The following is a 14,253-nucleotide window of genomic DNA, read 5'->3' as shown; positions in this document are numbered from 1 at the left end:
CCCCCCCCCCCCCCCCCCCCCCATTTTTTTTTTCAAGCAGAAGACGGCATACGATATGTAGCTCGGTCTCGTGGGCTCGGAGATGTGTATATGATACAGGGGTGGGGTCGCCTTGGTGGAGTTAGCCGCGGGTTTCGGCTGTGCAGGTGGTCTCGAACGGGTTGGGGTGCTCCATCACGTACTGCACACAGCACATCTGCAGGCGTGTATTCCCGCATGCGGCGAGGGCGGAGGCCGGGACGACTGCCGTGCTGCTACGCGGTGCGGCGGCTCCAACTGAGGTGAGCAACCTGGCCCCGGTGCGCTAGCCGGTACCGCCGAGCACACCAGGAGCCCCACAGGTCCGCTGACCCCAGGTTGGGATGCGGGTTCACCCGTTCTGGCCTGGGATTTCCTCGTGGGCAGAGGCGATCGACCATCGGATCAAAGGTCCCCTTGCCGCGTCATGTATCGGACAGCTCGTCTTGCCAACGCTGCAGCAGAAGCCCACTGCTTTGAGAGTCTGGGTGGTCAGGTCCGAGTATCCGTTCTCGATCGCGGACCAAGTCTCTGAGGAGCTCCATGGCTTTGACCGCGTCACCGGACTTATAGGTCCAGACGGCGAGATTGTGGCGGGTGGCGAGGGAGTGGGGGTGATCGGGTCCGAGGATGCGTAGGCGGTCGGCGAGAAGTTTTTCGAAGGCGATAGCAGCCCTATGAGGGTTTCCGGCTTTGCCCTGCCAATGGGCGAGGCGGCTCCGGGTAGCGAGGGTGTCAGGGTGGTCAGAACCGAGGATGCGTAGGCGGTCAGTGAGAAGATCGAAGTAGGCGCTGACGGCACCGGCTTGATCACCCGATTGGCCACGCCAATGGGCGAGGTCGCCCCTGGTGGTGAGAGTGTCCGGGTGCTCGGGGCCAAGTACACGCATCCGGTCGTTCAGTAGGCGTTCAGATGCTTGAGCAGCCTCAATTGGATTGCCCGCTTGGCCCTTCCACAAGGTGATGTTCGCTCTGGTAGTTAGTGTGTCTGGATGGTTAGGTCCGAGAACACGAAGCTGGTCTGGGAGAAGTTCTTCTGAAAGGCTTGCCGCTCTGGTTGGGTCTCCTGTCTCACCATGCCAGTAAGCGTAGTTTGCCCTGGTGCTGAGCGTCTCTGGGTGGTCGAGGCCAAGTACCTTTGGCATTTCGCGAATAAGTCGCTTGTAAACGTTAAGTGCCTCGCTGAATCGACCTAATTGCCTGCAAGTGCTGGCGATATTTGCCAAAGTGGAGAAGGTGTAAGAATGATTGGGTCCGAGAATGTTTTCTTGCTTTATTAGAACCTGCTTGAATCCATCAAGGGCTGCGTAGAGGTTTCCTTTCCTCCCGATCATATTTGCAAGATTGGCTAGGGTCATGAGCGTGGATTCATGGTCAGGGCCAAGGGTTCTCAGTTGGTCTGTTAAAAGATCCTGAAACATCGTGACGGATTCACTTGGCTTTCCGGATATGCCTACCCAGTAGGCGAGATTGGCGCGCGCTATGAGGGCGGAAGGATGTTTGTTTCCCATCCGCTTCTGTGTTTCCGCGACCATGTCCTCCCAGTATTTTACTGTATGTTCGACTTGGCCTGTCTGGCCCAGGCTGACTCCAAATCGGAAGAGTACGATATGTCCACCGGTTTCCCATAGCCAACCTCTTGTGCTTTCAGTCGGCGGCGCGCCGTGACTTTTGAGGGCTGTGGTATTGGCTCTTAATAGCTGGACCAGAGTCGTGTTGCGTTCGATCTCCGGCCAGACTTCCAACAAGGCATCTCCGAGTGCCCAAACACTCTTTCGCGTGGGTTGGGTCGCGGCGTGCTCACGTGTAGCGCGCTGCACCAGTTGGTGGGCACCAACAAGGATGTCTGTGGGCTCTGTTTCTCCGGGGTCCAGGGGCGGAGTGGTACGTGTGATGAGGTTCAACCGGTGCAGGCTGGCCAGGACAGTGCGGGCTTCATGCGCTGTCATAGGGGAAGTGGTCGGTTTGGTCGGGGCGGGAATAGCTGGATTGTGGGTGAGGTAGAAATCGAGGTATGCCAGGACCGCTGGGGCTGTGAGTATGCGTTCGGGGATACCGCTCCCGTCCATGAGCGCAATCAGTCCCATCATAGGCCTGGCCACCCCCTTGGGGCTGAAGGTGTCAGCTTGCTGTACGGATAGCTCCCAAGTGGCGGCAAGCGGGGTACGGGTTTCCCAATCAGGGAATACTTCATCTAGAATTCTTACACGGTCGCGGAAAAGTTGGAGGTAATCGGTGCACCTCATCCCCAGTTCGACCATATAGGTAACTGCCTGTCCCAAGGCCAAGGGGAGAAACCCCAAGGTGTGGGCGAGATCCAGTAATTCCTCGGTGTTGTGGGGGACACTGGCTTCATTGAGTGCGTGTGTGAGGAACGCGTGGGCTTCGTCAAGGGTGTAGATGTCCACATCGAGCAGGCGGCGGCCTTGGGTGTTCAGGGAGTGATCGCGCCTTCGGGTGGTAACTAGGACTCGCCCGTGGGGCTGGTCATGTGGCGGCCATAGATCCCTGACAATGGTGGGGTCGGCCAGGTCGTCCCATACGATCAGCCACCGCCGATCCTGGTGCTTATTGGGGTCCTGCAACCAAATTAGGAAAAGCTGTGCGGCGTCCTCGGGGTTCTCCGGAACAGCGGTGAACAGCTGCTGTGCGGCTTGGGCATAGGCAAAGGTGATTTGCTCTCGACTGGCGGCGTTAGCCCATACCAGCACGTCCACTCTCGACTCAGAATCAGTGACGCGGGCCAGGGCGCGAGCGTGGCGTGCGGCCAGTTGGGTTTTGCCGACCCCGCCGGTGCCAGAAAGCACCTGACGGAGTACTACGGTGCCGAAGCTGCTCAGGGCGGTGCCGAGGTGGTCGGCGATGGCTCGGTGCTGGTAGTGGCCTGCCTGCTCAGGAATGGCACCGACACGGACGGGCCAGTCGACCTTGCGGGATGAATAGTGGTGGTTGACCTGTTTGCCGACCACCTGTCCTCGGAAATTACCGCCACTGAGGTTGATGTGGTCGCTGCCGTTAGAGGTGCTCACCGTTCGGGATCCTGCTCTTCATCGTCGTTCGGTGTTGAACAAGGGCGGTTGATCTGTTTGCCGATCACGGTTCCGTGGAAGGTGCCGTCTCGGAAATCGATGTGCTCGCCGCCGTAGGTGGTGTTCTCCACGTGCATGTCCCGACCCTGGACGACAGTGCTTCCGGAGACGTTGCCGTTCACCGTGTTCGCGACGTCGCTTCCATCGTCTGTAAGTGGAGGTGGGGTTGGGGTGAAGGGCCGGGAGGTGGTGGTCCAAGCGATGGAGGTGACGATGAGCGCCAGCGCGGTAGTGATGCCTGCTGGCCATGATGCGGTTTTCCAGCCGTCGCGCGTGCGGTGGCCGCTGCCAAACCATAATCCGGCTCTCAACGCGGCCAAGATTGCGAAGCTTGCCGCTGCTTCCCAGATCCACCTTGCCCTGTCCATGCCATCTGATTGTGGCGCGTGAAGTCCGGCAGGGTAAGGGGTTTCGGCGGAACCGGCCGTATGCGGCCTGCACGGGCGGGCACCCCACAGGGCCCAGATCGTTTGTGTCAGGGTGGTTGTGGGGCGCTGGTGGGCGGACACGGGGCACCCCAACAGGGCCGAGGTCGCCGAAAGATTGGCCACTACTACTTTGGCGGGCCGGGTGCGTTTGGTGTTGACCTCGCCCCCGTATGGGGCGATGACCCATGGTCAGGTCCGCTCCCGCCGAGATAGGGCCAGCGCGGTGGAGAAGTATGCCCACCGCTACTCCCGGGACCGGGATCGTCGGGCGGCCAACCTCGCCTACCAGCGCCCGGAAAAGCTGGCGGATTCCTTCACCCGCATCATGGCGGCCTGCCGCACCCTGCTCGCCCCGGGCGGGGTGGTCGTGGTGACCACTCGCCCTTACCGCAAGAACGGGGAACTGACCGACTTCCCTGGTCAGATCGCCGAAGCCGGGGCGAGGGCCGGGCTGGTGCAGGTGGATCGGTGCGCCGCGTTGTTGTGCGCGGTGCGTGAGGGCGAGGTGGTGTCCCGGACCTCGTTCTTCCAGCTCATCGAGACCCGACGGTTGCGCAAGGGTGGCTGGCCGGTGCACGTGATCCAGCACGAGGACGTGCTGGTCTTCACCAACCCCGACCCTGAGCAGCACACCGTGGATGGAAGGGCGGCGGCATGACCTACAACGAATCCGAGAAACCTCGTGGTCGCACTGTGCCGGGCCCGTTCCTGCCCGAGCGGGAGTTCTTCACCGACGCCGCCGGCCCCGAGCTGCGCGAGCGCATCATCACCGACATGCGTGCCCTGGCCACGCTTTTGGAAGAACACCCGCAGTTGCCGATCAGCCCGCACACGAGTGTGGACGTGACCTACTTCCCTCGCACCGAAAGTGACCAGGCGGCCCTGGCCGAGGTGGTCGAGGCCGGAGCGTATCTGGGGCGAATCCCGGCCTGGGAAGGCGACCACTACCTGGTCGAACACGCCTGCGGTGCGGGCCGCTACCGGGTGGTGGCCATCCCTGAGGCGGTGCGGGCCCGGTATCGGGCGTGGTTGACCTCCACCGGACACGTCCGCCAGGACTGACCCACCGGCCCTGGCGGGGTATGGCCGGCCACGGGCTGGTGGGCGTGACCACGGCCAGGGGCGGTGTGGGGCCACCAACGGCCCCACACCGCCCCGAGCCCCCGGGCGCCGCCACCCAGGCCGGGCCCGGGGGTCGAGGCCCCACGTGGGGGCGTTGGTGGCCTTGGCCAGCGAAAACGACAATCCACCCGTATCGGGTGGTGGGCGGGTGGGGGAGGGAAAATCCGGTGGGGTTGTTGACCAATCCGCTTGCACTTCTCGGCGAGGTCGAGCGTGGATGCGTGGTGCCCCGCAAAAAGTGGGGCCGCGCACCATATCCGTGCAGATCAGAGGTGGTGGGGAGGTGGGCAAGGTGAGGTCGGATGCTCCGGTCCGGATGGGCGAGATCGGACAACTGCCGGTGGTGTTGGACCCGGTCCACGCTGGGCGGATGCTCGGGATGGGCCGCACCACCACCTACCGGCTCCTCCGTGAAGGCGCCTTTCCGGTCCCCGCTCACAGAGCGGGCAGGTCCTGGAAGGTCCCCACCGCGGGGGTGCTGGCCCACCTCGGCCTGGAAGCCTTCGCCACTTCGGGTGGGTGTGGCGGGTGTGGTGCGCGTGGTGACCACAACAAGGAGGGGGAGTCGTAGATGGCTTCTCACCAGGGACGAGTGTTCAAACGCTGCGGGTGCCGGGATGAGAACTCCGGTAGGGCGTTGGGGGTGCGGTGTCCGAAGCTGCGCCGTCGGGGCGGGGCGTTCAACCCCCGGCACGGCGACTGGGGTTACCAACTCGAACTACCCCGCACGAGTGAGGGAAAGCGCCGGCAGGCTCGCCGCACGGGGCTGGAGAGCCAGGAGCAGGCCTGGGAAACGCTGGATCACCTCAAAGCCCTCGTGGAGCTGGCCCAGGGGGAATCGGATGTGGAGGTGCAGATCGCGGACCTGATCCAGAACGCGCTCAAGGCCCGCTCCCGGTTTCCCTCGGTTGAGGAGGTCCGGACGCGTTTGGGAACGGGGGCTGATGTGCGCAAGGAAGCCCCCACCGTGGGGGTCTACCTGAAGGCGTGGATTCAAGCGAAGCCGGATCTGGCCGAGGGCACCCGAGCCTCCTACCAGGGCCACATCTGTAAATACCTGATCCCGCATCTGGGCAAGGTGCGGTTGGATCGGCTCACATCACGCCAGGTCGAGGCGATGTTCGACTCCATCGAGGAGAGCAACGTCCACATCCTGGAATGCCGGGACTCCGCCGACCCCCAAGTGCGGGCCTCGGTCCGGAACCAGCGAGTGATCTCGTTGTCCACCAAGCACCGCATCCGCGCCACCCTGCGCAGCGCCCTGTCGGAGGCGGTGCGCAACCCCGAGGAGCCAGTGAACATCAACGCCGCCTCCCACGCGCGGCTGCCGTCGTGTCCGAGGAAACGCCCACTGGTATGGACCCCAGACCGGGTCCGCCAGTGGGAGAAGGACGGCACCATCCCGGGGGAGGTGATGGTCTGGACACCCGAGCAGACCCGCACCTTCCTCACCCACGCCAGGAAGTACGTATGGTTGCACCCGCTGTTCCACCTGATCGCCGTCAAAGGCCTACGCCGGGGCGAAGCGGTCGGCCTGCCCTGGGCCAACACCCGCCTCACCGACGCGGAAGCCGATATCCGCACCCAGGTGGTGCAGTTGTCCTGGACCACGTTCACCTCCACCCCAAAGAGTGAGGCGGGACAGCGCACCATCACGTTGGACGCCGACACCATCAAGGTGCTGCGGGGGTGGAAGAAATTCCAGAACCAGACCCGGCTCAAAGCAGGGGAGGAGTGGGCGGATTCGGGGCTGGTGTTCACCCGCCAAGACGGGCAGGGGTGGCACCCCTCCCACGTGAGCGACTGGTTCGCCCGCATCGCACGCGCGGCAGGGCTGCCGCCGATCACGCTGCATGGTCTCCGGCACGGGGCCGCCTCGATGGCCCTGGCCGCGGGAACGGACGTGAAGGTGGTCTCGGCCGAGCTGGGTCACTCCACCGCCCATTTCACCCAGGACACCTACCAGACGGTGTTTCCCGAGGTCGCCAAAGCAGCGGCTGAGGCCACCGCCGCTTTGCTGCGCGGGGAGCCGGCCAAGGTGAGCAACCTGGCCCCGGTGCGGTAGCCGGTTCAGGGGAGCACACCAGGAGCCCCACAAGGGCTACCGGCCCCAGGTGAGGATACGGGTTCACCCGTTCTGGCCTGGGGTTTCCTTGCGGCCGGGGTGCGTTGACCATCGGATCAAAGGTCCCATGCGAGAAGAAGACTCGACCTGTCGAACTGCTTGTGTACGGTCACTACTATGAATGACGCTCTTGCTCATACACGTCTCGCCGAGGTGCTTGAGCTCATTGACTCCTGGGGCAGTCTCTATAACCGACGTTGGGGTAACCAGGAGCCGTACGAAGAGGACCCCAGACTCTCCACCCAAGTCGAATCACTTATTGACAAGGTTCGGGCTCGTACGAAGCTCGCTCATGATGTCATTGCAGCGATGGGGGAACAAGACCTCGCGGCGCGAGTCGTCGAGAAAAACGAGTATGGAGGTCATCCGTTCACTCAGGCTCGTGTTGCGATTGTTGAGGCGATCGCCATCCTGACTCAACGGGAAGAGCTAGACGAGATCGTTGGGCCGATTGGGCCCCGACTTTCCGCATCAGAGTTGCATCCGACGATTTGGGATGCCGCTGCCAGGCTGTGGGATGACGGGCACATCCGCGCAGCTGTTCAGACAGCTTCGGCAGCACTCGAAGGCATGCTACAAGGAATAGTCGGGCCTGGCATGTCGGGTACGAATCTTGCCATCCTCTTCTCAACCAATGATCCCACCGAAGGTTCCCCTCGGCTTCGGCTACGCAATGTAGACATGGCTTCGACGACTTGGAAGTCAGCTCATGAAGGAGCTGCGGCTTTGGTACGTGGTGCTTTCATGGCTGTGCGCAACTTGGTATCTCACCCCGGATGGCCTGATCCAAGTAATCGCGAGGCACTCGAGATGCTTGCTGTGCTGAGCTACGTGGCGCATCTGGTTGATCAATCAGACACGGTGGTGGAGTGAATATGATGCCCTTTGCTCACGTCTCAAAAATGAGAATCGATCGTGATGGGACATTTTCAGTTATCCTTATGGACGGGCAGAATGTTACCTCTGCGTTTGGGAAAGAAGCGTTTGAGCGGACCAGTTTAATAAGTTCATCAACTTATCTTCCCCAAGAGTCGCGAGTGAGCTTGCAGACGACGCGTGGTGATGAAATATTCATTGACCTTCCCAGGCCAGAAGACCCATCGCCTCTAAATGAACGAATTACGGTCTACCTCGATCAAAATCACTGGAGTACTCTCACTAACGTGCTCTACGATCCGGGTCGCGTCGCTGATGATGAAGAGCGTGATGCAGCGAAACGACTTATTAGTCTTGTTTCCGCGAAAAAAATTGTCTTGCCGATGTCGGCAGCACACATATCAGAAACCTGCAAGCAAGCCGACTTCGATCAGCGCTACAAGAGAGCGCTCACGATCACTCAACTATCAGCCGGATGGCAGCTTCGCGACCCGTTGGATCTTCGGCGATTCGAACTAAGGCAAGCGCTGGCACATCGGTACCGTGGTCGCCGTCTTGTGTCACCGGTGGCCGTTACTCTCGACCCTGACGCGCTCTATTCTGCCCGAGACCGCCAGCCGTCTGACATAGATGATAGTTTTCCTCCGCAGGTTCAGTGGATCATGCACGTAATTATATCTGCTGGGGCGAATGTTGACACGATGCTCGACGCAGAGCATGTGCCTTTGGATCCTAGCGCTGAGTGGGTGGCTCAGTTCCAGCAATTTGCGGAATTTATCCACGATAACCCGAGCACGAAAGAGGTGAAGCGCCAGAGAACGTGCGCAAAGTTTATTTCTGACCTTGGCAAGGAGCTGCCAGAGGAATCGGTCAGGGCTGAAATCACACCTGATGAAATGGGTGATTGGATGCTCAATCATGTCGATAATGACTTGCGGAAAATGCCAAGTCTCGGGATCTTTCGTGAAGTACTCCACGAAAAACTTTCAGATGGACGCCTTCGCTGGGAGGATAATGATCTTACGGACATGGTCTACCTAGCTGCGGCGACTGGCTATTGTGACTATGTCGTCGGTGAGCGTGCACATATTTCTCATATCACGAATGGGATTCGCAGGCTAGGAAGAGGGGGTAGGGTTTTCCGCAATCTTAGGTCCTTTGTTGAGAGTCTCTGATTCGTTCTATTTTTGAGAATGATTTCGCGACGCGTTCGCTCGCTTGTGTTCGTTTCGAGCATCGTCGCTTCCTCCGGCCAGGTGGAAATTTATCTGACTGGTTCAGGATACTTGGGATATTCCCTCGGGTTGGCTTGGGGTTTCCTCGTCCCCAGTGTGGTCACGCGATTGGATCAAAGATTCCCTGGTGCGTCGGTGTTCCCTTTACTCTGTTTCCCGATTTCTTTCCTATTTATAAATATTCGCCAGAGTGCTAGTCGATCTTCGGATCTCGACGGTACTAGAATTTTTGCCAGGCTGCAAATAATCCCGCCAAGGGAGAGTAGGGCTGCAAGTATAAATGTGGCCCACCAGGGAATGTCGAGTGCGGAGAAGTCAAGCATTATTTACCCGCCTTCGAGTCCTGGTGCGCGAGTAGAAATTGTGAACCGGAGGGTTCATGATTTCCAGCTTCGCAGATCCTAGTTTGATAATCTGACTATTTTTGGTTGGGTGTGATGAGGCCCCCTTGATTCCTGCGATAGGGTGTATGAGGGCTGCTGTTAGAGCTTCAGGATGGGGTCCCTGGTTGTATTCTATGGTCCAGTGATTATCTTCTCCCCAGAGGCGACGATTAACCAGGTCTGGGCGAGACCACCTGGTCCTTTCTTTTGCGTCTAGCTTCCGTGGAGGGCTGTCCCACTCAATCTTCCATTTTTTGTCTGGGTCTTTGAGGGAGTACCGGTTGGTGAGTCCGGCTAGTAGGATCCTTGCATCGGAGCTCATACTTGGTATCGCTGATATTTCCTCCTTCTCTATTTCTGTAAGTGAATCACCCTGGGACAGATACCCCTCCCGCCAGGAGGCGTCCTTATGAAGCGATCCGGGTGCCTCTTTGGGGCTCCAGTGGCTCAGGCCAGTTATGGCAAACCTAGCGCCACTAGGCTCATGGAGCATCAGCACAGTTTCTCGATACTGGCTTGATGTTCCGATGATTCGCAAGCCAGGGAGGCGACTTCCAGAATATCCAAGTTCTTTTCTGGAGAGAAGTGTACGAGTGGCGTTGTAGGGGGCTCGGTGAGCAATAAATATGAAGATCCCCCACCTCGGGGAAACGACTGGATCGTAAACGTGAGTTCGCCTGATATCCCACGTTGCCGGGGGCTCTCCTGGATCCCCGGTGTTGAACAAGCCCAGCGCGAGATGTGCGCGAAAAGAGAGCTGTTCGGGAGAACATTCATCCAAGCCGATAGAGCCTTTTCGGCCTACGCCAGCAAGTGCAGATTGGAAGGATTCCCCAGTGAATTTGCTGCGTAGCCGGGCAGATTCGTTGTGCTTTGAATTGCGTTTCCTGGACATGAATTAAGGCAACCAATGCTCGGTGCTGCCCGGTCAGCACCTGAGGGTTTTGCGCCCATGCAGGAACGGCGTGTAAAATTTATGCAGAGAGGTTGCGCTTCGCACCCACAGGCCTGGGCTGCCGAAATCCGGGATGGTGTGCCCATCTGGCCTTCGTTCCTCTGCGGAACGTTTCACGCTTTAATGAAGGGGATGCTAGCACAGATGCATGGTGGAAGGCATCTGGTGTTTCTTGTCCTTCTGAGTGGACTGAGGTTCGAGCGCGGTCCGGATCATTGCACTCGGCAGGGCTGACTGTGTCGCAACTGGTGTAGGTAGCTCCAGCTCGTCGCTGTGGTCTGTCTGCGCCATTTGTATGCGTATGCGCACTACCGGGCTGGAGGTCAAAGTGAGGTGTCTGCTTGGAGTGCCAAGGGCTGGCGGGATCAAAGTCACCAGGCCGCACTCGTCCCTTGGGGTGCCAGAGGGTGGGCACGGATCACCCATGGTCTGAGGTGCGGCGCCACGGAACGGCAAAGTGCTCCGCGAGGTCGATTCCCACCTGCACTCACCTTGTACTGGGGAGCACACGAGGAGCACACAAGCCCCGAAAACGCCGCGAGGACCTCGACTGAGGTCCTCGTGCGCCCCGTCTGATCTGGGGTTTTGTGGCGCACCCGGCAGGATTCGAACCTGCGACCGTCGGATTAGAAGTTCTATGGTCACGTGCCGTCACGTGTCGCTACGTACCATCCCGTCCCGCACCGCCCGAATCAGGATGCCGTCCCGTGCCACGTCGTGCCGTCTGCTGACGTCCCGGTCCAGAACTGCGGAGTACAAACGGAGCACGCACGGCCTGGCGGAGTCCGATGGCAACTCGCGAGATATCTACGGCAGGGGTCGATACCATGGCTCGCTTCGGCTGCCAGGGGAGATCGGTAGACGTGTGCGGGCCCCCTTGTCGGCGCGGATCCCGCAATCCCTGCAAGGCCGTGGTCTCAGGTGCTCTTCTCGAAACGGGACGGGAACGGGAAACGGGATTCGAGGAACTCCTGGACCATGCGGGTCACACGCTCCTGGGCCTCGGGCGGGGTGTCGTAGTCGTTGAGACAGAAGAACTCGACCTCATCGGAGTCCTCGATCGCCGCGAGCCGTTCGGCCGCCTCCGCGCTACCGATGTCCACATAACGCATCTGGTACTCGCCCGGGACCGCGCGCCCGGTGAGCAGCGCGTAGTGGTGGTGCATGGTCGCGGCGAACCCCACGTCCTCCAGGGCCCGGAACCGGGAGCGGGCGGTGCGTTGCACCTGCGGGCGGTAGCGCTCCTCCACATCCAGAGCCACCTGGCGAATCTGCGGATGCGGTGTGTGCTTGAACTTGTGGACGATGTGCCGCCCGAAATCCTCGGCGAACAGCGCACGCACGTTCTTACCGGCCGAGTTCGGCGCGGGCTCACCCACCACCGGCTCCCCAGCACCGAACTGGAACGGAGAGAAGGGCACCTGCGCAATCCCGTTGGCGTGGAAGAACCGGTTCGGCTGCACCGAACGAGCCAAGAACACGTCGTCGTTGAAGTACAGGTAGTGCTCGGCCAGACCCGGAATGTGGTGCAGGCGAGCGCCGATGGCATGGGAGTTGAAGGTCGGTAGCGCCTCAGGCTCGAAGATCTGTCGATGGTCCACCACACTGACCCCCGCGGCCCCGGTGTTCAACCACTCCGGGACCTGGTCGTCGGTGACCAGATGGACATGACGCACGAACGGCGCGTACATCTCCAAAGAACGCAGCGAATACCGCAACTCGTCATGGCTGGTGAAACGGGATGCGTTGGCCGCACGACTGTTGACCGATACCGACCCGCCCCGGTGCCGGGCCCGTTTGGCCGCGTGCTCGGGATCATCCCCATCCACCCAGGTGTAGACCACGTCGATGGGGAAGTCGACGTCATCGACCAGCTTCCAAGTGAAGGACTCGAATGTGGGGTATTCACGGTCGTTGACCTGGAGCGTGGCGGGCTTGCGCTGCGCGCTGGGCAACACATCAGCGACCCGGTTACGGGTGGGCGCCACCCAAGAGTCGGCCAGCACCTCGGGAGGGGCCTGCACCCGCAGACGCCGCACGAGATCGGCGGCGTTCTCACGTTCCAGCAGGTCCGCACCCTCGCGCCAGAACTGCACGTCGCACCCGTACTCGAACCCTCCCAACACCCGACCGGTGGGGGAGAGCAGGGGTTCGGCGAAGCGGATGATCAACCCGCTCTTGATCTCCTCTGCCAGAGCACCATCGACGTAGGCAGAGTAGGAGTCCACCACCCCGCCCTTACCGGGCTTGACCGCGAACACGGTGCTTGCGCCGTACAACTCGCGCATGGCGTCCAAGAACTGTTTGCGGTCGCGACGGTGCACCCCCACCACATGCCGCAGAGGGGAACGACCCCGAACCAGGAAGTGGTCGAGACCCGCGTGCTCGAGCGCGGCGGTGACCAGTTCAAGGTTGCGCGCCGAGGCCCCGGCGGCGGTGAAATGCTCCACCACCCGGCCCAGGTACTCACCCTCGGCCAGAGTGAAGGGGCCAACCGCGGAATCGCTCTCGCACAGTTCTCGGCGACGTCGAGCGATCTTGGCCAGACGACGTTTCTCGGCGGCCTGGGACGCCACCTCCTGGCGCTCGGCGGCGCGGCGTTCCCGGGTGGTGGGAGGTAGGAGCCGTTCTCCGGTGCTCTTGATGCGAGATGCCAGGGGCATGGACATCGACCCTTCCACGGGGTGTCTTGCGTTCGTCGACGAGTCGTAGTCCGTCGGAACCGGGTTCCGGGTGGAACCATCTAAGAGACGGGCCGGGGGGATCATCCGTTGTCCGGATAGCGGTGGTGAGACCGTTTTGTCTCCTACGTTCCGTAAGAGGTTTATCTCGGTATGTGCGCTCGGTGAGGTCAAGGGGTGCACGGTCTGTGTTCCTGAGGCTTGATGCCTTGGATATCCGAGTTATTTCCGCGATGACGTGGCCGGATGTGGCCAAAGTAAAGATTCCGCATGTCAGAAGTGGTTCCCGGTGCCACGGGTTCGTGATCGCTCTTCTGGCCGGTTGCGATGGTCTGTGCGGCATGGCTAACGTCCTGCCTGCTCACGGGAATGCAATCGACCCGTGTGCTTCCACATCCCCCGCATAACTGGAAACAGGCTCTCTCATGCGTCGCCCCTTGACCCGCGCGACGGCGGTCTCGACCGCTGCCGCTCTGGCTCTTTCCCTACTGTTCGCGCCTCCAGCGGTTGCCGACCCCGCAGCCCCGGACTCGACCGATCCGGTGGATCAGCAAGAGTTCGATGCTCTGGCCTTGGCCGAGCAGACCGGTGAGCCGGTCGAAATCCCGGCTCTGACCGATGAGAAAAGCCAACACTTCGCCAACCCGGACGGGTCGTTGACCGCGGAGATCTCCACAATCCCGGCGCGTGTGCGTTCAGGTCAGGGATGGGTGGATGTGGACACCGACCTGGTCCACAGCACGGACGGGCTGATCCGGCCCAAGGCCGCCGGTATGGACATCGCCTTTTCCGGCGGTGGGGACACCGACATGGCCCACATCGGGCTCGGCTCCAACAGCGTTTCCCTGGGCTGGATCGATGATCTCCCCGAACCCACCGTGGACGGTGCCCAGGCCGCCTACACCGACGTACTGCCGGATGTGGACCTGGTGTTGACCGCCGGCGTGGAAGGTTTCTCCCAGGTCCTGGTGGTGCACACCCCCGAGGCCGCCGCTCTGCCGGAGCTGGCCGAACTGGAGCTGCCGCTGTCCACCCAGGGTGTGACCATGACGGTGGATGAGCACGGCAACCTGGACGCGGTCGGTGACGAGGGCGGCCAGAGTGTGTTCTCCGCCCAGGCCCCGGCCATGTGGGACTCCTCGGGTGAGGACGAGCAAAGCGAAAGCGAAGACCCGACGGTGGGGGCTCCCACTGGTGCCCGGGTGGAGCTGCTCGAAACCTCGGTCGAAGTCGACCGTCTCCGGCTGATTCCAGAGCAGGGCATGTTGGTCGATGAGGCCACTCAGTGAGCCTTTTTCATCCTGCTTCTCGGAGTTGAAGGACGAGTACAGCTCGGGTGAT

At 61.1% G+C, this 14,253-nt stretch carries 11 protein-coding genes; 7 read left to right on the top strand and 4 right to left on the bottom strand.

Annotated features, from left to right (window positions below):
- Positions 1-443: 443 nt before the first annotated feature.
- Positions 444-3,047 carry an FxSxx-COOH system tetratricopeptide repeat protein gene (gene fxsT / locus BQ8420_RS25035; RefSeq protein ID WP_087101800.1) on the bottom strand — a complete coding sequence of 868 codons (2,604 nt, stop codon included), beginning with the start codon at positions 3,045-3,047 and terminating at the stop codon, positions 444-446.
- Entirely contained in the window at positions 3,044-3,475 is a 432-nt protein-coding gene (locus BQ8420_RS31635; protein WP_160049426.1) for a hypothetical protein, read from the bottom strand. Before BQ8420_RS31635 ends, fxsT begins: the two co-directional genes overlap by 4 nt.
- 175 nt (positions 3,476-3,650) lie before the next feature.
- Between BQ8420_RS31635 and BQ8420_RS25025 the strand changes: the two genes are divergently transcribed.
- From BQ8420_RS25025 to BQ8420_RS31630, 6 genes are all read left to right on the top strand, one after another.
- Positions 3,651-4,193: a hypothetical protein gene (locus tag BQ8420_RS25025; protein ID WP_235006481.1), complete on the top strand. Its 543-nt coding sequence runs from the start codon at positions 3,651-3,653 to the stop codon at positions 4,191-4,193.
- Positions 4,190-4,597, top strand: a complete 408-nt coding sequence (locus tag BQ8420_RS25020) for a hypothetical protein (RefSeq protein ID WP_087101794.1) — start codon at positions 4,190-4,192, stop codon at positions 4,595-4,597. The genes BQ8420_RS25025 and BQ8420_RS25020 overlap by 4 nt, the downstream gene beginning before the upstream one ends.
- A 343-nt stretch (positions 4,598-4,940) precedes the next feature.
- Positions 4,941-5,228 (top strand): helix-turn-helix domain-containing protein, encoded by a 288-nt coding sequence (locus BQ8420_RS25015; RefSeq protein WP_235006480.1) that lies wholly within the window; start codon positions 4,941-4,943, stop codon positions 5,226-5,228.
- Complete coding sequence (locus BQ8420_RS25010; protein ID WP_087101790.1) at positions 5,229-6,722, top strand: site-specific integrase; 1,494 nt, start codon at positions 5,229-5,231, stop codon at positions 6,720-6,722. It abuts the gene before it with no gap.
- A gap of 177 nt (positions 6,723-6,899) precedes the next feature.
- Positions 6,900-7,655 carry a TIGR02391 family protein gene (locus BQ8420_RS25005; RefSeq protein WP_087101787.1) on the top strand — a complete coding sequence of 252 codons (756 nt, stop codon included), beginning with the start codon at positions 6,900-6,902 and terminating at the stop codon, positions 7,653-7,655.
- A complete protein-coding gene (locus BQ8420_RS31630; protein ID WP_143847557.1) occupies positions 7,652-8,833 on the top strand; it encodes a hypothetical protein in 1,182 nt (393 codons plus the stop codon). Before BQ8420_RS25005 ends, BQ8420_RS31630 begins: the two co-directional genes overlap by 4 nt.
- Before the next feature lie 375 nt (positions 8,834-9,208).
- Here the strand turns inward: BQ8420_RS31630 and BQ8420_RS32065 are convergent, their stop codons facing one another.
- A complete protein-coding gene (locus BQ8420_RS32065) occupies positions 9,209-9,769 on the bottom strand; it encodes a hypothetical protein (protein WP_160049424.1) in 561 nt (186 codons plus the stop codon).
- A gap of 1,379 nt (positions 9,770-11,148) precedes the next feature.
- Positions 11,149-12,894, bottom strand: a complete 1,746-nt coding sequence (locus BQ8420_RS25000; RefSeq protein ID WP_087101802.1) for a stealth family protein — start codon at positions 12,892-12,894, stop codon at positions 11,149-11,151.
- Between the two features lie 560 nt (positions 12,895-13,454).
- Here BQ8420_RS25000 and BQ8420_RS24995 point away from each other — a divergent pair.
- Entirely contained in the window at positions 13,455-14,201 is a 747-nt protein-coding gene (locus tag BQ8420_RS24995) for a hypothetical protein (RefSeq protein WP_369825543.1), read from the top strand.
- Positions 14,202-14,253: the final 52 nt, after the last annotated feature.

It is taken from the genome of Nocardiopsis sp. JB363 (genome assembly GCF_900143625.1).
Lineage (GTDB): Bacteria > Actinomycetota > Actinomycetes > Streptosporangiales > Streptosporangiaceae > Nocardiopsis.
The sequence above is the reverse complement of the archived record's forward strand: the minus strand, read 5'-3'. Positions and strand labels throughout refer to the sequence as shown.

What these genes read in the sequence shown, in the direction of transcription:
- BQ8420_RS25000 (WP_087101802.1), bottom strand. Translation starts at nt 12,894, where the DNA reads ATGCCCCTGGCATCTCGCATCAAGAGCACCGGAGAACGGCTCCTACCT.
- BQ8420_RS32065 (WP_160049424.1), bottom strand. Translation starts at nt 9,769, where the DNA reads ATGCTCCATGAGCCTAGTGGCGCTAGGTTTGCCATAACTGGCCTGAGC.
- BQ8420_RS25010 (WP_087101790.1), top strand. Translation starts at nt 5,229, where the DNA reads ATGGCTTCTCACCAGGGACGAGTGTTCAAACGCTGCGGGTGCCGGGAT.
- BQ8420_RS25020 (WP_087101794.1), top strand. Translation starts at nt 4,190, where the DNA reads ATGACCTACAACGAATCCGAGAAACCTCGTGGTCGCACTGTGCCGGGC.
- BQ8420_RS25005 (WP_087101787.1), top strand. Translation starts at nt 6,900, where the DNA reads ATGAATGACGCTCTTGCTCATACACGTCTCGCCGAGGTGCTTGAGCTC.
- BQ8420_RS31635 (WP_160049426.1), bottom strand. Translation starts at nt 3,475, where the DNA reads ATGGACAGGGCAAGGTGGATCTGGGAAGCAGCGGCAAGCTTCGCAATC.